Genomic DNA, 22,353 nt, shown 5'->3' on the forward strand with positions numbered 1-22,353 from the left:
ACCTGCCTCGACGACATTTATAACGTTCCGTACGGATTGCGCCGAACGGTCCAGCGCCGCCTTCTCTTCGTCCGTCAGCTCCAGCTCGATCACCTTTTCGATGCCGTCGCCGCCAAGCACCGCAGGCACGCCCATAAACAAGTTATTGTAGCCGTACTCTCCTTGCAGATAAGCGATAACCGGGATAATCCGTTTCTTGTCCTTCAGCACCGCTTCCGTCATCTGCACGAGCGAAGCCGCCGGTGCGTAATACGCGCTGCCGTTGCCCAGCAAACCTACGATTTCGCCGCCGCCGACGCGTGCCCGTTGCACAATGGCTTCGATGCGGTCAGCCGGGATCAGCTTCTCGATCGGGATGCCTGCAACGTTGGAGTAGCGCACGAGCGGTACCATGTCGTCGCCATGGCCGCCCAGCACGAAGCCGCGCACGTCTTCTACGGATACGTTCAGCTCTTGCGCGATAAACGTGCAATAACGAGCCGTGTCGAGGACGCCGGATTGACCGATAACTCTGTTTTTCGGGAAACCGAGGCTCTGGAAAGCCACGTACGTCATCGCGTCAACCGGGTTGCTCAATATAATGACGTAGGCGTTCGGGCTTGTTTCTTTTACGCTCTCGCAAACGGAACGGACGATGCCCGCATTCGTGTTTACAAGGTCGTCCCGGCTCATGCCGGGCTTTCGCGCGATGCCTGCCGTAATAATTACGACATCGGAATCTTTGGCGTCTTCGTAACTCGCCGTGCCGACGATATTCGCGTCCACGCCAAGAACCGGAGTTGCCTCCAGCATATCGAGCGCCTTCCCTTTGGTCGGGTTCTCCAGCGGCGCGATATCAAGCAATACGACGTCTCCAAGTTCCTTTTGCGCCAGCATAAGCGCCGTTGTTGCGCCTGTAAAGCCCGCTCCGACTACCGTAATCTTTTTGCGTTTGATTGCCATGAGAGTGATCCCCTTCCATTTCCATTACAAAGACGCCGAAGCCCCCGGCCAGAAGGCGACCGAGGGTATGCTGCGACTTTGATTACATATTTTCGATGATTTGATCGGCGAACGCGGAGCATTTAACTTCCGTTGCGCCTTCCATCAGACGTGCAAAGTCGTAAGTAACCGTTTTGTTGTTGATGGATGTTTCCATGCCTTTGTAGATCAGGTCGGCAGCTTCCTGCCAGCCCAGATGCTCAAGCATCATAACGCCGGACAGAATGACGGAGCCAGGGTTCACGACGTCTTTGTCCGCGTATTTCGGAGCCGTGCCGTGCGTAGCTTCGAAGATCGCATGACCAGTCAGGTAGTTGATGTTCGCGCCCGGCGCGATGCCGATGCCGCCGACTTGAGCAGCCAGGGCGTCGGACAGGTAGTCGCCGTTCAGGTTCAACGTAGCGATCACGTCGAAGTCTGTTGGACGAGTCAGTACTTGCTGCAGCGCGATGTCCGCGATAGCGTCCTTCACGATGATTTTGCCGGCTGCTTCAGCATCGGCTTGTGCTTTGTTAGCCGCGTCAACGCCGTCAGCGTCCTTGATGCGGTCATATTGTCCCCAAGTGAAGGTTTGTTCAGCGAACTCTTGCTCGGCCACTTCGTAGCCCCAGTTCTTGAACGCGCCTTCCGTGAATTTCATGATGTTGCCTTTGTGTACCAGCGTAACGGACTTGCGGCCGTGTTTGATCGCGTATTCGATCGCGGCGCGAGCCAGACGCTTCGAACCTTCAGCGGATACCGGCTTGATGCCGATGCCGGACGTTTCAGGGAAACGGATTTTGTTAACGCCCATTTCCTTCTGCAGGAACTCGATCACTTTCTTAACTTCCGCAGAACCTTCCGCGTACTCGATGCCCGCATAGATATCCTCTGTATTTTCACGGAAAATAACCATGTTAACCAGCTCCGGACGTTTCACCGGGGAAGGCACGCCGTCGAAGTAACGGACGGGACGAAGGCAAGTGTACAGATCCAGCTCTTGACGAAGAGCTACGTTAAGGGAACGAATGCCGCCGCCGATTGGCGTCGTCAATGGACCTTTGATGGCAACGATGTACTCGCGGATAGCCGTCAGCGTGTCGGCAGGGAGCCACTCGCCATATTCGTTGAACGCTTTTTCGCCGGCGAATACTTCATACCAAGCGATCTTTTTCTCGCCGTTGTATGCTTTCTCTACAGCTGCGTCAAGAACACGTTTGGATGCGCGCCAGATGTCGCGGCCCGTGCCGTCGCCTTCGATAAACGGGATGATCGGCTGGTTAGGAACTTGAAGTTTGCCGTTATCAATTGTAATTTGCTCGCCTTCGGTTGGAAGCGCGTATTTCTCGAACTGTGCCATGAATGAATTCCTCCTAAAATGGGTTGTATCTTATGATCTTGAACAGGAGAACAAGCTTCCGCTTGCTCTCTCTTCTCTGGTTGTTGTAAATTAGCGTTGCTCGATCGGGACGTACTTGGCGTTTACCGGACCGACATAGTCGGCACGCGGACGGATCAAACGATTGTCCTGGTACTGTTCCAGAATGTGTGCGCTCCAGCCGGACAGACGGCTGATGGCGAAGATCGGCGTAAACAGATCGCGCGGAATCTCGAGCGCCGTATAGACGGATGCGGAGTAGAAGTCGACGTTTGGCTTCAGACCCTTTTGGCCCGTTACCAGCTCCTCGATCTTAACCGACATCTCGTAAAGCTCCATGTTGCCTCTCAGCTTGCCAAGCTCGCGGGACATCTTTTGCAGATGCTTCGCGCGCGGGTCGCCGTTTTTGTAGACGCGGTGACCGAAGCCCATGATTTTCTGTTTGTTCGCAAGCGCATTGTTTATGTAGCCCTCAACGTTCGCGAACGAACCAATCTCCTCCAGCATGACCATAACGGCTTCGTTTGCGCCGCCGTGCAGCGGGCCTTTGAGAGCGCCGATAGCGGAAGTAATGCCGGAATAGATGTCGGAAAGGGTAGCTACCGTTACGCGAGCGGCGAACGTTGATGCGTTAAGCTCATGGTCGGCATGAAGGACCAGCGCTTGATCCAGCGCTTTTACAGCCACGTCGGATGGCTCGTTGCCCGACAGCATGTACAGGAAGTTATGGGCGATGGATACGCCTTTTTTGGGAGCGACTGGTTCTTTGCCCTCGCGAATGCGGGAGAATGCCGCTACGACCGCAGGCAACTGAGCTTGCAATTTAATCGCTTTCAGCTGATTGGCTTCAGGCGACATGTCGTTAGCAGCTTGATCGTACAAAGCAAGACTGGAGATAGCCGTGCGAAGAGCCGCCATGGAATTCGTATTCTTCGGATACAGCTTCATGCCCTCAAGCACTTCATTCGGTACAACCGCGTACTCGTCCAATTGCTTCTGAAGCGTTTCAATCTCGGAACGATTCGGGAGCTTGCCGTACCATAGCAGGTAAGCGACTTCTTCGAAAGAGGCGTTCTCTGCGAGATCGTCCATGTTAATGCCGCGGTAAGTCAGAACGCCATCAATGATCGAACTGATGGACGAAGCCGCAGCGACGATGCCCTCAAGACCTTTAGTTGCTGTCATCGTTCTCTCTCCTTTATACTCAAAAATATTAATCAAATGATTAATGGGATTCCATTTTTGCTCATCGTAATCAATCATAAATGATTTTTGGGATGAAGCCAACAAAATGGGACATAAAAATGCTTTATCGGCATCATTCATAAAATAAATCGGCAAGCCGGACAACATCTTGGCTAAGGAAGGCATCCCCAGCCTCGACAAGTAATTATTCCACAGCCGCATATGGATTATACTTCGAATTGCCGCCCATTGTGTGATAAAATGTCCAGAAGACTTACAGCATACCACAATAACATGCCGGAATGAAACGGAGGATTCGCCTTTGATAGGACAATGTATCGGCATTATCGACATTGGCTCGGGCTCCGTGCGCCTTGTCGTGTACGAGAGAACGGATAACGGCGGGCATCGCGTCGTCGACGGCAGCAAGCGCTCCACGCGATTAAGCGGGAGAATGGATGAGAGCGGGGCTTTGCCCCTTGGCGATATCGCCGAACTTATAGACACGCTTCAGCACTTCAAGCTGATCTGTTCCCACCACGGAATTACCCAAATACGCACGGTCGCTACGGCGGCCATCCGCAACGCCGCGAACCGGGATCAAATACTGGATGAGATCCACCGCGAGACCGGCCTGTTCATCGAGCTGCTGTCCGGTGAGGACGAAGCCGCATACGGCTTTCTCGGCATGATCAACTCCCTGCAAGCTGACAATGGATATCTCATCGACATAGGCGGCGGAAGTACGGAGGTATCGCTTTTTATGGATCGTGAGCTGGTACACTCCGTCTCCTTTCCGTTCGGATGCGTCAGCTTGAACAAAAAATTCGATTCCAAGGATGGTTTGATGGACGACGCGCTGAAATCGATCGAGAGCATCGTGATGGCGGCCGTGAAGGAGAATCTCTGGATCGGCGAGCTTCCCGGACTGCCGCTCGTGGGAGTTGGGGGCACGGTGCGCGCCCTCGGCAAGGTGCATCAGGCGGCTGTCGATTATCCGTTCCGCCAGACGCACAATTACATCATCGAGAAGAACGGCGTCGACGAGTTGTATCATGCCATGCGCGCCATGCCGCTGGATCGCCGGCGCAAGCTGCCCGGGCTGTCCAAGGATCGTGCCGACGTCATCATACCCGGCGTCGCGATTCTTAGAGCCGTTTTCCGCGCTGCGCGTGCGAAACATTACCGCATATGCGGTGCCGGGCTTCGAGACGGCTTGTTCCACTCGACGCGATTTCCTGATCAGCCCAAGCTCGCTGATCCGCTTGCGTTCAGCTTAAAAAACATCAGTTCTCTGCACAACGAAGCGCCCACTCAGCATGTCATGCAAGTGAACCGGCTGGCGCTGAATCTGCTGGAAGCGCTGGAAGCGACGATCGAGCTGCCTCCTGAGGCGCGAACCATTCTGCATGTCGCGTCGCTGCTTCATCGAATAGGGGCATCGATCGATTATTATGATTACGCTCCCCATTCTTTCTATCTCATCGTGCACTCTCAGTTGAACGGATTGACGCACCGCGAGATCGTAATGACGGCCGCCATCGCCTCATTCCGAGGCAAAGGCAAGGCCAGAACGCAGACGGCTCCATACCGCGTACTCGTCTCCGAAGCCGATTTGGATCTGGTAGGCAAGCTAGGCTTGCTGTTGCAGCTGGCCGCGGCCCTGGATCGCAGCGAGACGCAGAGAATCGGCGACCTTCTGATTACGATAGACGGCACACGTCTCCTGTTGGCTCCGCTGGCTCCCCTCGGTTCGCTTGCCGTCGAGCGGCGCGAGGTGGGAGAACTTGCCGCCGAATTCAGGAAACATTGGTTACTGGAGCCGGTTCTGGAGGGGTAGCATCCACGATTTCTACAGCAACGCTCGTCATGCAAACGCGGAAGGGGCCGTCCCGCTTGGGACAGCCCCTTCCGTGTTTCCGTCTTTCCTTCTTTCCTTCTTTCCTCTTTGCCGGTACTACCCCCGGCGCTCGCGCTCATTGTGTATGATTTTTCATTTTCGCGTGCCTCAAACCCACTTGTTTGCGCTCATTGTGTATGATTTTTCATACACGCAAGCCCCAAACCCACCAGTTCGCGCGCATTGTGTATGATTTTTCGTACACATGAGCCTCGAATCTACTGTTCCGGCGCCATTGTGTATGATTTTTCATACTCATGTGCCTCGAATCTACTATTCCAGCGCCATTGTGTATGATTTTTCATACTCATGTGCCTCGAATCTACTGTTCCGGTGCCATTGTGTATGATTTTTCATACACGCTGGCCCCAAACCCACCAGTTCGCGCCCTGCCTATCACCCTGGGACCAACCATCCCACCATCGCCAAATACAGCAGCATCAGGAGCGCCATCCAGCTTGCGAACCTGTAATTGTCGGATGCCATCTGGAACGGCGTCCGCCCCGTCAGGCCGGCCAGCAGATTGTTGACCGCCGTAGCCGGCGAGATCGGATTGGACAAACCCCAGCTGCCAAGCAGGAGCACCGCGAAATAAACGCCGCTGATGCCTACGCTCTCCGGCACGATTCCGCCCGCCAGAATCGTCACGGGCACGATGGGATGCAGCCCGATCAGGGAAGTGCCCGCGATAAGCAGCACGGTGAACGCCGAGAACGTCAGCGAGACAGGGAGCGGAATATGTCCGAGCCATGCGGGCAGCTCCGCGCCGAACCCCGTCGCCCCGATCGCGCCGCTAAAAAATCCCGCGGCCAAAAACAGCGTAATCTCCTTCTGCAGCGCGGGAAAGGTAACGCTGAGATGATGTTTAAGTCCATCCGCGTATACGCCGGCCGAACGTCTGAACACGCACCATAACAATGGCAGTACAACGGCGGAGAAACAAATCAGCATCACCATGGGAAGCGGAACCATCCGCTCCAGGAGCAGAATCGCCGCCATGGTCAGCGCCAAATAAAGCACGAGCCCCTTCGGGAACGCCGCCGCGCTCGCTTCATCCGTCTTCCTGCCATCTTGCCCGGCGAACGGAACAGTCTCGCCTCCTTGCTCCTCCGCCTCCATCGAAGCGCTGCCCGCCAATTCCTTCAATTCCCGCCGATTCGCCAGCATGCTCACTAACAGACTTAGCACCGCGAGTCCCAGCGCGTACGGCAATATCGACGACCATGACAACCCCAGCATCGTCGTAATAATCGTCATGGCCGCGAAATACGGCGACCAAAAGATCGCCCCCGCGAAGCCTCGATTAAGTGCTCCGGCAAGCAGCCGGGACAGAACCGGCTGCGGCCTGACGAACACCATCCCATAAACGACGGGAATGGCGCCGACGTTGAGGAAGACGCCGAGCACCTGAGTCAACAGCTGCGTGCCCGTCAACAAGGCCGTCCGGCTTCTCGCGCTGGCGTCGATCAATCGTTTCAGCCCCGCCACGTATTCCGGCAGCCGCACGGGTATGCCGAACAACGGCGCAAACAGGAACAATGTCACGATCGTGACGTTGATGCCCGCGGCTTGGAACCATTCCGCGGCGTCCGCGCCTCGAACGAACATCAGAATAGCGCCTATGAGTAGAAAAGATGACGACAGCCACAAAGTCATGCCTTTCAACTTCGGCAACAGCAGCCCGATCGCTGCAAAAACAAGAACGCCAAGCAGCGCCTGAAGCCCCTTGAGCCCCGTTAATTGCTGCACCGTATAAACAGCGGCAATGGAGAGGACCACGGTCCTCTCCATTGCGGTTTTCGTAGCTTGCGACATGGACGCCTTTCCCTTCCACTCTTATAGAGGTTGTTCAAAAAAATTGTTAATTAAATTGCCAGCAGCTCAGGCTCAGATTGCCGTATTGATAGCTGCGGTGAAGCAGCTTCGCTTGACGAGTCGCGTCTCCGGCCCCCATAGCAAGCAAAAGCGGAATAAAATGCTCGCTCGTCGGAACGGCATCCTTGGCATGGGGTGCAAGCTCCATGTACCGGAACAGCGCTTCCGTGTCCCATGCCTCGAGCTTCTCTTGCAGCCAATTGTCGAACTGCTCGGCCCAAGGCTCCGCGCCTTCCGCCCGCCAATTCAACCTTCTCAGATTGTGAACCGTGCCTCCGCTGCCAATGATAAGAATATCCCGTTCCCTGAGCGATGACAACGCTTGACCGATTCCATACTGCTCCGCTTCCGTAAGATGGCGGTTGACGGACAGCGCGACGACGGGAATATCAGCCTCCGGGAATAACATCTTCAGCACTGCCCAGGCTCCATGGTCGAGGCCCCGCTTGTCGTTGGACACGCTTTTGATGCCCTTCTCCGCGAACAACCGCAGGACTTCGTCGCCAAGCGCGCGGTCGCCATGAGCTGGATACGTCATGCTGTAGAGCTCTTCTTGAAAACCTCCGAAGTCGTAAATTGTCTCGAAGGTATCCGCAACGCCGACGCTCTGAACCGACTCCTCCCAATGGGCCGAGAACAAGACGATGCCCTTCGGTCGGGCATGACCGCGCGCGAAATCTCGCAGAAGCTCCGTGTATGCATTGTTTTCCAATACGATGGAAGGGGCGCCATGCGCAAAAAAGCAACTTGGCATCATCGTGCTTCGCCCTCCTCGCCGAGATCCAGACCGGCATCCCGTCTTATCCAATTCAACACGTCCCTCGCATTCTCCTCCGTGACGCCGTGGTCGGCGGGATAGACCTTAAACGTGAGCAGCGGAGCACGCTCTTCGAGATAAGCTTTCGTCTCATGGCCGATCCGGATCGGGAAGACGGAATCGAACTCTCCGTGCGAGGCGAATACGGACACCTTATCCAGATTCCGCAGCGGATATTCTTCCTTCACAAAGCCGGGTACGTACCCGTTTAAGGCCACGATCCCCTTGAGCGCGTCTCCCATCGTCAGCGCCAGCGTCATCGCCAGTATGGCGCCTTGGCTGAACCCGAGTACATAACGTTTCTCCGGATCGATGGGATATTGTTCGGTGGCGTCATCGATAAACGCCCGAAGCCCTTTAACCGAATCGTCGAACACGCTCCGTACCGGGTTGCCCAAGCTCACCAGCTCGTAATATTGATACCCGGCCCCCAGCGGCAGATTGCCGCGTATGCCGATAATGATGGCTTGCTCGGATAAGGGGGACACCAGCCCGAACATGTTTTTTTCGTTGGAGCCTTTGCCGTGCAGCGTGAACACCACCGGATATTTCCTGCCTTGCTCCATATTGGCCGGGAGATGTATATCGTAATGATACAACGAATTCATGGGAAGCTCTCCTTTTCTAAAAATATTATAAATACAAATAAATATTATGTATAAGTAATTTAACTTGAGAAGGCTAGAAAGTCAACCTCTTTTTTGTTAGTATGTATTTAAAGTTGCTATTACTAATATTATTCCGAAAGAAGGTAGCTTCTCATGGATATCGGATCCGCGATCAGATCCATTCGCAAACGCAAAAACATGACGATCGCCCAAATATGCGAAGAAACCGGCCTGTCGCAAGGGTTCATGAGCCAGGTCGAAACCAATAAAACGTCTCCGTCCATCTCTACGCTCGAAAATATCGCCACGGCCTTGAAAGTGCCTTTGGCTTACTTGCTGCTCAAAAAAGAAGATCGCATGGGTCAGGTTCGCGCTCGCGAGCGCAGAACGACGACGAGCGGCACCGACCGCTTGAAGGTCGAGCATCTAAGCAGCACCAAAAACATGAGGATGATGCTGGTCGAATTTCCCCCGGGCGCCTCTACAGGCGAAACGCCGCATGCGCATGAAGGCGAGGAGGTGCATCTGGTCATTCGGGGCAAGATTTTCGCCCAGCAAGGAGAAGACGCCGAGGAGTTCGCGGAAGGCGATTCTTTCAGTTGGAATGCATGTACCCCGCATTGGGTCAAGAACGTCGGGGAAGATACGGCCATCGTGCTGATTTCCATCTATACGGAAGGCGAGCAAAGCCAGGATTTGCTGTAAATGTCCCTGAACGGTCGCCTCCAACGCCAAATAGCCTACTCCATGTAACGGAATAGGCTTAAAGATTATGAAAGGATGGATCGGGATGGGAATTCCGCTCAACCGTGACCCTTCCACATCGAAATCCGTTTCGCCTCGAACTGGCTGCGAAAAGGTTTTGCGTCCGGGTTGCCGGCGAGAGATTCGTATAGACCGTTCTGCTTTAATTCCCTCGCCTTGACGTTATCCTCCAGATTCATCTTCAGCATCTTGATCATAATGGCGCGCAGCTCAGGCTGGTACACCGGACACATCAGCTCGATTCGCTTCGTCAGATTGCGGGTCATCCAGTCCGCGCTGGACAAATAAACTTCTTCCGAACCCCCGTTATGGAAATACATAACTCTGGAGTGTTCCAGGAATCGGTCGACAATACTGATCACTTTAATATTCTCGCTTCTTCCCGGGACGCCTGGCCGCAAGCAGCATACGCCGCGAATGATCAGCTCGATCTTGACTCCCGCTTGAGACGCCTCGTACAGCTTGTCGATGACCTCCTGATTGGACAGAGAGTTCATCTTCGCAATGATGTGAGCACGTTTTCCGGCCAGCGCATTCGCCTTTTCCCGGTCGATGAGGCGATATAACTTCTCTTTAAGATCGGATGGCGCAACACCAAATGCCTTCCATTCGTATGGCGAAGAATAACCCGTCACTTCGTTAAATAGCGCCGACGCGTCGCCGCCGATAACAGGATGGGAGGAAAACAGTCCGATATCCGTATACAGCGTAGCCGTGCTGTCATTATAGTTTCCCGTGCCTACATGGACGTAACGACGCAGCGTGCCTTGCTCTCTGCGGACGACAAGCAGGATTTTGGCATGCGTCTTGAGTCCGACGAGTCCGTAAACCACATGGCAGCCCGCCTTCTCCAATTGCCGCGCCCAAGCGATGTTGCGTTCTTCGTCGAAGCGCGCCTTCAACTCCACGACGACGGTCACTTGTTTGCCGGATTCCGCCGCCTTCGCAAGCGCCTGAACAAGTGCGGATTGACCGCTCACCCGGTACAGCGTCATCTTGATCGCAAGCACGTTGGGATCATACGCCGCTTGCTCAACGAAGTCATTGACGGCCTCGAACGACTCGTAGGGATGGTACATCAGCACGTCGCGCTGGCGGATAACCTCAAACATATCGTCCGTGTCGTCGAATTCTCTTGGATATACGGGCTCCAGTTTCTCATAACGCAGATTGTCGTAACCCGGCAAGCTGCCCGCGAATCGCATTAGGAAGCTTAGATCAAGCGGTCCGTCTATCTCGAACAAATTATCTTCGATCTCTAATTCGTCACGCAGCATCTCCAAGGCATAGGGATCCATCCCCTTCACGACTTCCAGGCGAACCGGAATGCCCCAGCGGCGTCTCCGAAGCTCCTTCTCGATCTCCTCGAGGAGATCCTCCGCCCCTTCCTCGTTAAGCGTCAGATCGGCATTGCGCGTAATACGGAATGGATTAACGGAATAGGGCGTATAACCGTTGAACAGCGTATTGATGAACCGCTCGATCAATTCCTCCAGCAGCACGAACTCCAGCTTTTTGCTGTTAATTCTGCCTGGTACGGGAACGAATCGCGTCAGGATGGACGGAACCTGTACGATAGCGAATAACGGCTCTTCCTCCGGCGCCGCACCGTCGCGCTGCAGCAGCACGGCCAAATACAGCTCCTTGGAATGAACAAGCGGGAATGGCCGGCTCTGATCCACCGCCATTGGCGTCAAGACAGGAAATACAATTTCATGGAAATAGTCGGATACCGCTTTTGTCTGGGCGATGTTCAGCTCATCGATACTTCTTATGCAGATGCCTTCCTTGCCTAGTGAACGGAAGATCTCGCGGTACGTTTTGTATTGCTCGAAGACCATTGCGGTTGTACGTTTAATTAGCCGCTTCCATAGTCCAGCCGGCGTATAACCCGTGAAGTCCATTTTCGTCAAGCCGGCTCTCATCTGATCCTGAATGCCCGCCACACGGACGCTCATGAATTCGTCCAAATTGCTGGATACGATGGATAGGAACTTCGCTCTCTCCAAGAGCGGATTGCTCAAATCCTGCGCTTCCTCCAGCACCCTGCGGTTAAATTCAATCCAGCTCAAATCCCGGTTGACATAATGCGATACCTGCTTGGTCATCTTCTTCCTCCTACAGGATTCATGCTAATGACGATCTTTTCCATTGTGGCGGACGACTATTATTGGCAGATTAACGTTTTGTAAAATATCCGTTAACTCCATGGATTTCTCCAATCCCGCTAAAATCTTCGGATCGTGAACTGACCGTTCCTCATCCGTTTCTCCAGCCACTGCAAAATGATTCGGCGGAAGATGGGTCTCGTGACGGGGAGCAGCAGGACGATACCAAACAGATCGGAGATAAAACCGGGCAGAAGCAGCAGCAAGCCGCCAAGCAGCACGCAAATGCCGTCAATCAACGAACGTCCGGGCATAATGCCGCTCTCTAACTGACGCTGAGCATCGAGCCACACTTTGCGGCCTTCCAGCTTCGCGAAATACGCTCCGGCAATCCCCATCCCTACAAGGACAAGGAACGTCGTCCACCCGCCAAGCCATTCGCCAATCTGAAGAATCCCCCAAAGCTCAATGATGGGCACAAGCAAGAGGAGCGCGAGCAGCCATTTATACATCCTATTCCACCCCTTCGCCAAAAATTGATTCCATCCGCCTATTATTTGCCTGAATGTGCAAGTAACTTATACAGTTCCGGCATGATTCTGTTCATGCGCACGGGCTGCCAGTCTGAGCCAACCCATACATGTTTGGTTCCGCCTTCCGCAAGCAGCTCGCCAGGCAATGCTTCGCCCTGAGGTATCGTCATAACACGCCACTGCTCATCCGACTCCACTCGCCTAACTTGCGACGCAAAAGTCACTCGAAGCGCCGTACTCTCCTCAACCCGGGTGCATACTAACACGCGGTCGTCATAGCGGGCAGGCGCGACATATTTGCATTGCAGATCCACAACAGGCAATAACAGACCTCTGCTTTCGATCGTTTTATAATCGTAGCCAGCACTTCGTATCCATTCAGTACGTCCGATCTCGAACCAGGTTACATAATTGCCATGGAATACGACGCTCATCTGATCCGTCTCTTGGTAACGAACGCGAAGAGGGTGCAGATGCCAAGCTTGTTCCGACATCAAGCCTTGCTCCTTTCATCGGTATAATTCCTTAGAATTGGAGAAAGAAGCGACGGTGAGTTCACCATCGCTTCTTCAATACTTCAATATGTTATTGCTTCCAAGGTTACAGTACTTTGGATTGACCGGAGTAGACGACGCCCGTCTCCGCATAAACGGTTACTTCCATGCCATCATGCAGATTGTCCGTTGCGTTCGCAACGCCAAGGATGACAGGGATGCTAAGATTAAGTCCGCATACTGCTGCATGACTCGTAATGCCGCCTTGCTCTGTGATGACCGCGCCGGCTTTCTCGAATGCAGGCATATATTCTTTGTCTGTGGAGACAGCTACCAGGATGTCGCCAACGTTCATCTTGGAGATAGCTTCTTCAGCCGTGCGAGCAACGACAAGTTTGCCGGTTACCGTTTGGCTGCCGATGCCTTGGCCATGAGCCAGCAACTCGCCAATATGATGGATCTTGATCAAGTTCGTCGTGCCGGCGCGACCTACAGGTACGCCTGCCGTAATGACGATCGTGTCTCCCAGACTAAGCAGACCCGTGCTCATTGCGCCTTTAACGGCAGTCTCGAACATTTCGTCCGTTGTAGACGCCTCTGCGCCTTTTACGGGAAAAACGCCCCAGCCTAGTGCCAAGCGGCGCATAATGCGCTCGTCCGTCGTTACCGCGATGATTGGCGATTTCGGACGGTATTTCGATACCATACGCGCTGTAAAGCCGCTTTGGGTCGACGTCACAATCGCTTTGGCGTTAAGGTCAAGCGCAGAGTTGGCAACGGATTGGCTCACCGCTTCCGTTACCGATACTTGCTGCGCGTTTGCTTGCTTGAGGAAGATTTCGCGGTATTCCAGAGCGCTCTCGGCGCGCTCGGCGATACGGGACATCGTCTGTACGGATTCTACCGGATATTTGCCCGCAGCCGTCTCGCCGGACAACATGATCGCATCCGTGCCGTCGAAGATCGCGTTCGCCACGTCGCTTGCCTCGGCGCGAGTCGGACGTGGATTGCGTTGCATGGAATCCAGCATCTGGGTTGCCGTAATAACCGGCTTGCCTGCGCGATTGCATTTTTTGATCATCATCTTCTGTACAAGCGGCACTTCCTCCGCAGGAATCTCTACGCCGAGATCGCCGCGCGCAACCATAAGGCCGTCGGACACTTCAAGAATTTCGTCGAGATTGTCGACGCCTTCCTGGTTCTCGATTTTGGAGATGATCTGGATATGGCTTGCATCATGTTTCTCCAGCAATTCCCGGATTTCCAGAACGTCGCTCGCTTTGCGCACGAAGGAAGCCGCGATGAAGTCGACGCCTTGCTCGATACCGAAGACGATATCGCCTGCGTCTTTCTCCGTAATGCCAGGTAACGAAATTTTGACGCCTGGTACGTTAACGCCCTTTTTGCCTTTGATAGGACCGCTGTTAACGATGCGGCAATGAATTTCAGTGCCTTCGACAGACTCGACCGTCAGACCGATCAGACCATCGTCGATGAGAACGGTGGAACCAACTGAAATATCGTTGGGAAGATTGGTGTACGTTACCGGAATACGAGTGCGATCACCCAGAATTTCCTCGGTAGTCAGCGTGATGGCATCCCCTTGAATCAGCTCGATCGGCTCTTCCTTCAGCTTGCCGAGACGAATCTCAGGTCCTTTGGTATCCAGCAGAATCGCGACGGAAGTGCCAAGCTCGGCGTTCGCCTTGCGAATGTTCTTGATTCGGTTGCCATGCTCCTCGAAGTCTCCGTGGGAGAAGTTGAGACGGCCGACGTTCATGCCCGACTGAATCAGTTTTTTTGTGTTTTCCAACGATTCGCTGGAAGGCCCGATTGTACAAACGATCTTTGTTTTACGCATTGTTAAGTTCCTCCGTTTATTGCCTGAATGTCTTTGTCTTTGTTTTTGTTCCAATATACATGCACGCCCGGTCCAGGCTTGTCCTTCGCGCGGGCGGTTGTAACGATTGTGCGGATTGTTAGTTCGTCGCAGGAGCCGCTTCCTGGTTTAGCTCGGCTGCGGCTGCCGTAGGCGCATCAGATGATTCGTCATTAACCGGCTCCTCTGCCTGCTTTACCTGCGCCATCTGGAAGTACCCGATCTTGCGGAATTTTTGGTACCGATCCTCGATAAGTTCCTCCCGCGATAAGTCGAGGAGTTCCTTTAGATGAGCAATCAGCTCGCGCTTGATCGCAGCGGACTGGCATTCGAGGTCGCGATGCGCGCCGCCTTGCGGCTCCTCGATGATGCCTTCGATAATACCGAATTCCAGCAGATCCTTGGCGGTAATCCTCATCGCTGCGGCTGCCTCGTCGGCTCTTGAGGCATCCTTCCACAGGATGGAAGCCGCTCCGTTAGGCGATATGGCGGAATAGATCGCGTTTTCGAGCATCAGTACACGGTTGCCAACGCCAAGCGCTAACGCGCCGCCGCTGCCCCCCTCGCCGATAACCACGCAAATAATAGGGACGCCGAATCCGGCCATCTCCCTCAAATTGCGGGCAATCGCCTCCGACTGACCCCGTTCTTCGGCAGTGTTGCCAGGATAAGCGCCCTTTGTATCAATGAATGTAATAATCGGGCGACCAAATTTATTCGCTTGCTGCATCAGACGCAACGCCTTGCGGAAACCTTCGGGATGAGGACTGCCGAAGAAACGGGCGATATTGTCTCTTGTGTCTTTGCCGCGCTGATGGCCGATCACGGTCACGGGCAAGCCGCCAAGCTTGGCAAGGCCGCCCACGATCGCAAGATCGTCCGCGAACAGGCGGTCGCCGTGAAGCTCCATGAAGTCGGTAAAAATGGCTCCGATGAAATCCAGCGACGTCGGACGTCCGTGATGGCGCGCCAGATGCATCTTCTGCGCGGGGGACAGCTCGTTGTACAGCTCTTCTTCGAGCTGCCTGCAGCGCTCCTCCAGACGGAGAATTTCTTCGGTGAAGTCGATCCCCTTATCAACGCTAAGGCTCTTGAGTTCCGTAATCTTTTGACGCAACTCGACGATCGGCTTCTCGAAAGGCAGCTCATTCGCCATCGAACGACACCTCCTTCACGGTATGCATGTCCAGCAATTGCGTTAATGTTTGTTTCATGTCCTTGCGATGAACGACCTTGTCGAGCTGGCCATGCTGCAGATTAAATTCCGCAGTCTGGAAGTTCTCCGGCAGCTTCTGGCGAATCGTCTGTTCGATAACGATCCGTCCGGCGAAGCCGATCAACGCGCCGGGCTCGGCCAAATTGTAATCGCCAAGGCTCGCGAAGCTGGCGGATACGCCGCCTGTCGTAGGATCCGTGAATACGGAAATGTACAAACCGCCGTCTCCCTGAAACTTCGAGAGCGCCGCGCTGGTCTTCGCCATCTGCATGAGACTCAAGATACTCTCCTGCATGCGAGCTCCGCTGGAGGTGGAGAAGATAATAAGCGGAAGGCGCTTCTCATGAGCAGCTTCTATCGCTCTAGTAATCTTCTCCCCAGCCACGGAGCCCATGCTGCCCGTAAAGAAGTCGAAACTCATAACCGCTACGACAACAGGGAATCCGCTAATGCTGCCTTCGCCCGTAACAACGGAGTCGCGCAGATTGGACTTTGCCTTCTGCTGCTCCAGCTTGATCTTGTAACCCGGGAAATTAAGCGGATCGACGGACTCCATCTCGGCGTCGTACTCAAACAAACGCCCGTCATCGAGCGTCATTCCGATCCGCTCCCACGCGCTAAGCCGGTAATGATGCCCACATGACGAGCACACCTTCAAGTTTTTCTCCAATTCCTTGCTGTAATGAATCGTGCCGCACTTGGCGCACTTGTTCATCAGACCTTCCGGAATATCGCGTTTGGGACGCTCCGTGGTCGCCGAAGGAATGGTTGCGTATTTTTTTTTCGAGAATAAGTCCTTAATTTGCACGTATGCGACACCTCTCAAGGCGCAATATTAATAATTCTGCACGTTATGGGCGGATGATGGAATTGAATACTTCCTGTACTTCCTCCAGCTCACCGGACGGTACCAGAATCTCATATTGCTGTTTGGACAGATTGACGGGCCGGATTTTGACCAAAAAACTTTCTTCCGTAAGCCGTTTTCTGATGTTTTCTGCCATTTTTGCTGTTGGTGCAATGTAAATAACCGTCCACATCATGGTACCTCCTGAAGCTTGACGCCAATGTCGAGCGGCAGTTGCCGCCACCTGGCATCTCAAGCCTAACGTTTCGCGAACGAATGACAGGCCGTATAGCACCGATTCGCATGGCAGGAAACCTCTCCTAGCCAGCATCGCGCTTCGAGTCATTGTCTTTTCTTTAGCCCCACCAAAGGCCATATGATGTCATAATGATAACATAGTCACTGCGATTCGGGCAAATGATATTGGTTCGCATTGGGGTCTCCATGCGCGATCCTCGCTGATGCGGCAGCGGCAAGGCCAGCCACCAAATCGTCCAGAAACACATGGATTTTTTCGCCCTTGATATTCAATTGGCGTATGATGCCCGGCTTCACCTTGTCCAGATAACCAAAGCTGGTGAGGCCGATCATTCCATAAACGTTCGTAATGCCCAGCGCCAGCGTTTCGTCGACGCCGTACAGAGATTCGTCCCGCTCCATGATGGCCTGCAGCGGCTCCGGCAGCAGCCTTCGCTCCGCTAACTCGTCGAGAGCTATGCCTGTGTACAGCACATATTGCACTTCGCGCTTCTCCAGCACCACACGAACGCTGACCTGACATTCTTCCATCGTCAAATCCGGATTATAGGGTCGCTGCAGCGTGTAAACGATCTCTGCGATGTCGTCGACACTTACTCCGCGTTTTGCCAGCCACTTCTCGATACCGTTCATTGGCTTCATCTCCTCGCATCCTCTTGGCTTGTATCTCTATGCATATGCTCGTACAGGCCATAATGTGCATGAGAATTGCAAGTAATGGACGCAGGACGTATCGGAAACCGGCATTTGCTGCTTCTACTTAATAACGACAGTGTCCGGTCCCAGCAGCCTCTCGATCGACGCCTTCAACTCCTGTGACGGGGAGACCCGGTGACTGTCGTTTAAGGCGATAACCTTGCCTTCGCCTTCGTAAAACAACGCCGTATCAAGCTGGCCGGGATGCGAGACAAGCAACCGTTGAAGCTTATTCAGCACATCCGATCGTTCTTTCTCCACCGTGATCTTAATGTACATACGCTGCTTCTTAGGCGGCTTAGCGTTGGCGGGCAGAGGTGACGAATCTTTGCTTGACGATTGGGGCACCGCGGGTCGACCAGATCCGTTTCCGTAGCCGGAGCTCCGCGCAGCTCGGTTGCGGGCCTGCTGGCGAAGGCGACCCACTTGAGCCGCGAGCGACTCTGTCGTCAGCTCTGGACCGATCGGCACGACTTCCTCGACGAGCAGCTTGTAGTCCTCGTCCTGCTGCTGGACGGTAGCCTGCACGATGTACAGTCCTTCCCGCTCCAGCTTGTCCCCGCTTCGCTTCCACACGTTCGGGAACACGACGGCTTCGACGCGCATGATGCGGTCCTCAAGCTCCAGAAAGCCCATCGCGTTGCCCTTCTTGTTCGTAAACGGCTTCAGCCCCGCCACCATCACGCCTACGCAGGCGACATAACCGTCAGGCACGTCCGAAAGCTCAACGAGACGGTCCAGTTCCACTCCCTCCAACTGCTCGGCAGCATGGTCCAGCGGATGCCCCGACAGATACAATCCCAGCAGCTCCCGCTCAAAATCAAGCTGCTGCGACGTCGTAAACGGCCGTACTTCCGGCAGCTCCACATCCCAGTTCTGCACTTCCTCGAAGCCGAACAGCTCGATCTGCAGCTCTTCCCTTTCCTTGCGCCACTTTTGCGCGGTCTCTACCGTCTCGTCGAGAGCCGCCAGCAACTGGGCGCGATGCCCCGGGAACGCGTCGCAAGCGCCCGCCTGGATAAGCGACTCGAGCACGCGCTTGTTCACGACGCGCAAATCGACCCGCTTGCACAGGTCGAGCAGGCTGTCGTAAGGGCCGCTTTCCCGCTCTCTGACAATCGCTTCAATCGCCTGCGTGCCTACGTTTTTGACAGAAGCCAGGCCGAAGCGGACGGAGCCGCCAACCGGCGTGAACGAAGCTCCGCTTTCGTTCACATCCGGCGGCAGCACGGGAATGCCCATGCGCCTGCACTCGTCCACGTATTCCGCCGTCTTGCGCATGTTGCCCGTGACGGACGCCAGCATCGAGGCCATAAACGGCACGGGATAATGCGCCTTCAGCCATGCCGTCTGAAACGCCAGCACTCCGTAAGCCGCTGCATGCGCGCGCGGAAATCCATAGTCCGCGAAGCGAACGATCATATCATAAACGCGGTTAGCGTCCTCCCCGGAATAACCTTGTCCCAGGCTTCCCTTGACGAAGTGGCTCCGCTCCTCATCCAGCACCTCGCGTTTCTTCTTGGATACCGCGCGGCGCAGCAAGTCGGCTTCCCCCAGCGAGAAACCTGCCATTGCGGAAGCAATCTGCATGATCTGCTCCTGATACACGATAATGCCGTAAGTATCGGCAAGAATCGGCCGAAGCGAAGGATGGGGGTAGTGCACGGCCTCCTTGCCGTGTTTGCCCGCAATATATTGCGGGATGAACTCCATCGGACCCGGACGATACAGCGCCAGCACCGAGATAATGTCCTCGAAATCCGTCGGCTTCATCTCGCGCAGCACCCGCCTCATGCCGGAAGACTCCAGCTGAAAGATGCCCGTCGTGTCGCCTCGCCCAAGCATGGCGTATGTCTCGGGGTCGGCATCGTTAACCAGTCTGAAGTCGATATCTTTGCCTTCCAGCTCCTTGATCCAGACCAGCGACCGCTCCAAAATGGACAGTGTACGCAGACCCAGGAAGTCCATTTTGAGCAGTCCCACCGCTTCCAGATGCTCCATGGAATATTGCGTCAGCGGAATCGACTCTCCGCCTTGCTGCAACGGCACGTAATCCGTCAGCGGTTCGCGGGAGATGACGACGCCGGCGGCATGCGTGGAAACATGCCGCGGCATCCCTTCCACCTTCATCGCCATGTTCAGCAACAATCCGGTCTTCGGTTGCCGCTCAGCGGCTTCTCGCAGTTCGGCGCTCGTCCGGATCGCTTCGGCAAGCGTAATGCCCAGCTGGCCCGGAATGAGCTTCGCCGCGCGGTCCACCTCCTGGAACGGCACGTTAAGCGCGCGGCCGACGTCGCGAACGGCGGCTCTTGCCGCCATCGTGCCGAACGTGATGATCTGCGCGACATGCTCCTCGCCATACTTGGCCGCGACATAGGCGATCACTTCGTCCCGGCGCTCGTCGTTGAAGTCGATATCGATATCCGGCATCGAAATCCGCTCCGGATTAAGGAATCTCTCGAAGAGCAGCTTGTACTTTAGCGGATCGACATCCGTAATCCGCAGCGTGTAAGCGACAAGACTCCCCGCCGACGATCCTCTGCCAGGTCCGGTTCGGATCCCCCGTTCGTGCGAGAACCGAATGAAGTCCCACACGATGAGAAAATAATCGCTGAATCCCATCTTTTCGATCACGGACAGTTCGTAAGCGAGACGATCCTCGGCTTCCCTGCGGAAATCCTCATTTTCCGTCCAGGCCGGAAGCGCCGCATACCGGCTCTCCAAGCCGTCCCGGCACAGCTCCGCCAGATACGACGAGGAATCCCTGCCCTCCGGCACGGGTCGGAACACCGGCAGCGCGGCACGGCCAAGCGTAAGCTCCAGATTGCACTTATCCGCGATCTCCACCGTATTCGCGATCGCCTCCGGCACATGGCGGAACAGCGATTCCATCTCGGAGGCGCTCTTCATATAAAGCTGATTTGTGCCAATGCGCAGCCGATCGCTATCCTCCACCGTCTTGCCGGTGCCGATGCAGATAAGCACATCCTGCACATCGGCATCTTCCGGCTGCAAATAATGCACATCGTTGGTAGCGGCGAGCGGGATTCCGAGCTCCTGCGCCAATCCGATCATCTCGCCCGCCACCTTCTTTTGCTCCAGCATGCCATGATCCTGCAGCTCCAGATAGAAGTCATCGCCGAATATGTCCCTATAGCGCAGCGCAGCCGCCTTCGCTTCTTCGCGTCGATCATGGAGCAGATGCTGGGACACCTCCCCCTTCAAGCACGAGCTGAGACAGACCACTCCCTCGGAGTGGGCCGCGAGGGATTCCATGTCGACCCGAGGTTTATAATGAAATCCTTCCAGGTGAGCGATCGAGCTAAGTCTCATTAAATTCCGGTAACCGGTCTCGTTTTTCGCCAGAACGATTAGATGATAGGTTGGATTGTCCTTGCGCGCCCCCTTCTCGAAGCGCGAGCCCGCTGTCAAATAAAGCTCGCAGCCGATAATGGGCTTAATCCCCTGCGCCAGACAAGCCCGATAAAACGGAATCGCTCCATACATGACGCCATGGTCAGTCAGAGCGAGCGCCTTCATCCCGAGCTCCGCCGCCCTGGCGGTGAGATCGCGAATGCGCGCCGCCCCGTCCAACAAGCTGAATTCGCTATGCGCATGCAAGTGAACGAATGATGCCTCTCTTGTTGCCGTCATCCCGATCTCTCCTCTCGCAATCCGAACATGGATTCGTATTCTTCTATTTTATCATAATTGTGCGGGACACGCCCATAGAATGATAGAAGAGGTTGTTGCATGCAGAGGAGGGGAAACATTTGTCCTATTTTTTGTCCAAGGCGGGACTCGATTTTTTTATTGCGTTCGGCATCGTGCTAGGAGGCTCCATGCTTGCGGGGGGCGGCTCCGTCTTTATGGCGTTGCCGCCGGCCACTGTCATGCTGGATACCGCGCTCCGGCTGAAAATATGGGCGATCGTTGCCGCGATCGGCGGCTCGGTCGATCCCGTCAGAGTCATCGAAAGCAACTTTACGGCCGGCCAACTGTCGCCGGTGGCCCAACAGATTGCGTTTATTATTTTCGCTTTCCTGGGGGCGCATATGGCAACGGAGCTTGTAAAGCTGGTTTGCAAAGGGGCGTCTTAACGCATGAGGGTGCCTTCCTTCTACCGATACGCAGATGCGCTGCGATTGCTGGGTGTATTCCTTGTAGGTTGCATCGTCGGGGGCGTTGTGCTGCACTCCCTGTTCGTGGCGAAGTTCGAGGCGATGTACAACACGGTGTACGGACTGGAGGCCAGGCTGGGGCAATACGAAGCGGATATCGCGAAGCTCAAGCAATACAAGAACCAGCACACGGTGATCAAGAGCATTCAGATCCGCGTACTGGAAGAGTCCACGCGTTCCGCCCGCCTGGACCGGATGACGGAGACGGAGCTGGTGAAGCGGGTCAAGGAGGATCTATCCATCCTGCTCGGGCGCAGCATCTATGATATCGACGCCGATGCCAATCTTGTTCGAAAGCTGCTGGAATCCAAAACATACGACGACGTAAGCGGCAAAGATTATGCAATCGAGCTCAAAACAGTGCTGCTGGCAGACAACGTGCTGCAGGTTTGGATGACGGTCCGCGTCAAGGCGAAACCTCCAGCGTGATAAGGCAAACTTCGCCGGAACATGGTACAATAGACGACGATAAGTTTCATTAGGCATACTAGTTCGTGTTCAAAAAGTTCGGTTTTCAGCACCGAGAAGATTGAAAGAAGGTAGAAACTGAGGAGCGGAGCGTAGTGACAGCTACGTGAGCACCGGAAGGTTCGCCTGAATTCAATATTCGATGTCGAGTAAGCTTCTTGGCATACTTCGTGATCAAAAGCGGA

19 protein-coding genes are annotated in these 22,353 nt (G+C 54.8%); 4 read left to right on the forward strand and 15 right to left on the reverse strand.

The window, feature by feature from the left end; translation table 11 throughout:
* From mdh to citZ, 3 genes are all read right to left on the reverse strand, one after another.
* Nucleotides 1-942 (reverse strand): malate dehydrogenase (gene mdh / locus PAT3040_RS17165; RefSeq protein WP_087566608.1); only part of this gene is annotated, 942 nt, incomplete at its 3' end.
* A gap of 82 nt (nt 943-1,024) precedes the next feature.
* Nucleotides 1,025-2,320: an NADP-dependent isocitrate dehydrogenase gene (gene icd / locus PAT3040_RS17170; protein WP_108993678.1), complete on the reverse strand. Its 1,296-nt coding sequence runs from the start codon at nt 2,318-2,320 to the stop codon at nt 1,025-1,027.
* A 90-nt stretch (nt 2,321-2,410) separates the two neighbouring features.
* Nucleotides 2,411-3,523: a citrate synthase gene (citZ, locus tag PAT3040_RS17175; RefSeq protein ID WP_108993741.1), complete on the reverse strand. Its 1,113-nt coding sequence runs from the start codon at nt 3,521-3,523 to the stop codon at nt 2,411-2,413.
* A gap of 322 nt (nt 3,524-3,845) precedes the next feature.
* Between citZ and PAT3040_RS17180 the strand changes: the two genes are divergently transcribed.
* The gene (locus PAT3040_RS17180; RefSeq protein WP_108993679.1) at nt 3,846-5,363 is read left to right on the forward strand and encodes a Ppx/GppA phosphatase family protein; all 1,518 of its coding nucleotides are present in this window, start codon (nt 3,846-3,848) and stop codon (nt 5,361-5,363) included.
* 456 nt (nt 5,364-5,819) lie between these two features.
* Here PAT3040_RS17180 and PAT3040_RS17185 read toward each other — a convergent pair whose 3' ends face one another.
* The 3 genes from PAT3040_RS17185 to PAT3040_RS17195 are packed head-to-tail and all read right to left on the reverse strand — an operon-like array spanning nt 5,820 to nt 8,723.
* On the reverse strand, nt 5,820-7,238 hold the full coding sequence (locus tag PAT3040_RS17185; RefSeq protein ID WP_108993680.1) for a hypothetical protein: 1,419 nt from the start codon (nt 7,236-7,238) through the stop codon (nt 5,820-5,822).
* 46 nt (nt 7,239-7,284) lie between these two features.
* Complete coding sequence (locus PAT3040_RS17190; RefSeq protein WP_108993681.1) at nt 7,285-8,055, reverse strand: DODA-type extradiol aromatic ring-opening family dioxygenase; 771 nt, start codon at nt 8,053-8,055, stop codon at nt 7,285-7,287.
* Entirely contained in the window at nt 8,052-8,723 is a 672-nt protein-coding gene (locus tag PAT3040_RS17195; protein ID WP_087566614.1) for an alpha/beta hydrolase, read from the reverse strand. Before PAT3040_RS17195 ends, PAT3040_RS17190 begins: the two co-directional genes overlap by 4 nt.
* Before the next feature lie 153 nt (nt 8,724-8,876).
* On the opposite strand from PAT3040_RS17195, the gene PAT3040_RS17200 reads away from it, so the two are divergent.
* The gene (locus PAT3040_RS17200; protein ID WP_087566615.1) at nt 8,877-9,428 is read left to right on the forward strand and encodes a helix-turn-helix domain-containing protein; all 552 of its coding nucleotides are present in this window, start codon (nt 8,877-8,879) and stop codon (nt 9,426-9,428) included.
* A 98-nt stretch (nt 9,429-9,526) separates the two neighbouring features.
* On the opposite strand, the gene ppk1 is transcribed toward PAT3040_RS17200, so the two are convergent.
* The 9 genes from ppk1 to PAT3040_RS17245 form a co-directional block, all read right to left on the reverse strand.
* On the reverse strand, nt 9,527-11,596 hold the full coding sequence (gene ppk1, locus PAT3040_RS17205) for a polyphosphate kinase 1 (protein ID WP_087566616.1): 2,070 nt from the start codon (nt 11,594-11,596) through the stop codon (nt 9,527-9,529).
* A gap of 119 nt (nt 11,597-11,715) precedes the next feature.
* Nucleotides 11,716-12,108: an FxsA family protein gene (locus tag PAT3040_RS17210; RefSeq protein WP_108993682.1), complete on the reverse strand. Its 393-nt coding sequence runs from the start codon at nt 12,106-12,108 to the stop codon at nt 11,716-11,718.
* 41 nt (nt 12,109-12,149) lie between these two features.
* Nucleotides 12,150-12,623 carry an acyl-CoA thioesterase gene (locus PAT3040_RS17215; RefSeq protein ID WP_087566618.1) on the reverse strand — a complete coding sequence of 158 codons (474 nt, stop codon included), beginning with the start codon at nt 12,621-12,623 and terminating at the stop codon, nt 12,150-12,152.
* A 106-nt stretch (nt 12,624-12,729) separates the two neighbouring features.
* Entirely contained in the window at nt 12,730-14,484 is a 1,755-nt protein-coding gene (gene pyk / locus PAT3040_RS17220) for a pyruvate kinase (protein ID WP_108993683.1), read from the reverse strand.
* 118 nt (nt 14,485-14,602) lie between these two features.
* The gene (locus PAT3040_RS17225) at nt 14,603-15,658 is read right to left on the reverse strand and encodes an acetyl-CoA carboxylase carboxyltransferase subunit alpha (protein ID WP_087566620.1); all 1,056 of its coding nucleotides are present in this window, start codon (nt 15,656-15,658) and stop codon (nt 14,603-14,605) included.
* Nucleotides 15,648-16,526 (reverse strand): acetyl-CoA carboxylase, carboxyltransferase subunit beta, encoded by an 879-nt coding sequence (accD, locus tag PAT3040_RS17230; RefSeq protein WP_108993684.1) that lies wholly within the window; start codon nt 16,524-16,526, stop codon nt 15,648-15,650. Before accD ends, PAT3040_RS17225 begins: the two co-directional genes overlap by 11 nt.
* 43 nt (nt 16,527-16,569) lie before the next feature.
* Entirely contained in the window at nt 16,570-16,758 is a 189-nt protein-coding gene (locus PAT3040_RS17235; protein WP_087566622.1) for a glutamate decarboxylase, read from the reverse strand.
* 206 nt (nt 16,759-16,964) lie between these two features.
* Nucleotides 16,965-17,465, reverse strand: a complete 501-nt coding sequence (locus tag PAT3040_RS17240) for a phosphatidylglycerophosphatase A family protein (RefSeq protein ID WP_246608555.1) — start codon at nt 17,463-17,465, stop codon at nt 16,965-16,967.
* Nucleotides 17,466-17,579: 114 nt separating this feature from the next.
* Entirely contained in the window at nt 17,580-21,173 is a 3,594-nt protein-coding gene (locus tag PAT3040_RS17245) for a DNA polymerase III subunit alpha (RefSeq protein ID WP_108993685.1), read from the reverse strand.
* A 119-nt stretch (nt 21,174-21,292) separates the two neighbouring features.
* Between PAT3040_RS17245 and PAT3040_RS17250 the strand changes: the two genes are divergently transcribed.
* Both PAT3040_RS17250 and PAT3040_RS17255 read left to right on the forward strand, forming a co-directional pair.
* On the forward strand, nt 21,293-21,619 hold the full coding sequence (locus PAT3040_RS17250; protein WP_108993686.1) for a YtrH family sporulation protein: 327 nt from the start codon (nt 21,293-21,295) through the stop codon (nt 21,617-21,619).
* A 3-nt stretch (nt 21,620-21,622) separates the two neighbouring features.
* Nucleotides 21,623-22,129: a sporulation membrane protein YtrI gene (locus tag PAT3040_RS17255; RefSeq protein WP_087566626.1), complete on the forward strand. Its 507-nt coding sequence runs from the start codon at nt 21,623-21,625 to the stop codon at nt 22,127-22,129.
* Nucleotides 22,130-22,353: the final 224 nt, after the last annotated feature.

Source organism: Paenibacillus agaridevorans (assembly GCF_003112455.1).
Lineage (GTDB): Bacteria > Bacillota > Bacilli > Paenibacillales > Paenibacillaceae > Pristimantibacillus > Pristimantibacillus agaridevorans.

Excerpts from the sequence above, each read along its gene's own strand:
- PAT3040_RS17210 (WP_108993682.1), bottom strand. The coding sequence starts at position 12,108 with ATGTATAAATGGCTGCTCGCGCTCCTCTTGCTTGTGCCCATCATTGAG.
- PAT3040_RS17240 (WP_246608555.1), bottom strand. The coding sequence starts at position 17,465 with ATGAAGCCAATGAACGGTATCGAGAAGTGGCTGGCAAAACGCGGAGTA.
- PAT3040_RS17190 (WP_108993681.1), bottom strand. The coding sequence starts at position 8,055 with ATGATGCCAAGTTGCTTTTTTGCGCATGGCGCCCCTTCCATCGTATTG.
- PAT3040_RS17245 (WP_108993685.1), bottom strand. The coding sequence starts at position 21,173 with ATGACGGCAACAAGAGAGGCATCATTCGTTCACTTGCATGCGCATAGC.
- PAT3040_RS17255 (WP_087566626.1), top strand. The coding sequence starts at position 21,623 with ATGAGGGTGCCTTCCTTCTACCGATACGCAGATGCGCTGCGATTGCTG.
- icd (WP_108993678.1), bottom strand. The coding sequence starts at position 2,320 with ATGGCACAGTTCGAGAAATACGCGCTTCCAACCGAAGGCGAGCAAATT.
- citZ (WP_108993741.1), bottom strand. The coding sequence starts at position 3,523 with ATGACAGCAACTAAAGGTCTTGAGGGCATCGTCGCTGCGGCTTCGTCC.
- PAT3040_RS17185 (WP_108993680.1), bottom strand. The coding sequence starts at position 7,238 with ATGTCGCAAGCTACGAAAACCGCAATGGAGAGGACCGTGGTCCTCTCC.
- ppk1 (WP_087566616.1), bottom strand. The coding sequence starts at position 11,596 with ATGACCAAGCAGGTATCGCATTATGTCAACCGGGATTTGAGCTGGATT.
- pyk (WP_108993683.1), bottom strand. The coding sequence starts at position 14,484 with ATGCGTAAAACAAAGATCGTTTGTACAATCGGGCCTTCCAGCGAATCG.
- PAT3040_RS17235 (WP_087566622.1), bottom strand. The coding sequence starts at position 16,758 with ATGTGGACGGTTATTTACATTGCACCAACAGCAAAAATGGCAGAAAAC.
- PAT3040_RS17215 (WP_087566618.1), bottom strand. The coding sequence starts at position 12,623 with ATGTCGGAACAAGCTTGGCATCTGCACCCTCTTCGCGTTCGTTACCAA.
- PAT3040_RS17200 (WP_087566615.1), top strand. The coding sequence starts at position 8,877 with ATGGATATCGGATCCGCGATCAGATCCATTCGCAAACGCAAAAACATG.
- PAT3040_RS17195 (WP_087566614.1), bottom strand. The coding sequence starts at position 8,723 with ATGAATTCGTTGTATCATTACGATATACATCTCCCGGCCAATATGGAG.
- PAT3040_RS17225 (WP_087566620.1), bottom strand. The coding sequence starts at position 15,658 with ATGGCGAATGAGCTGCCTTTCGAGAAGCCGATCGTCGAGTTGCGTCAA.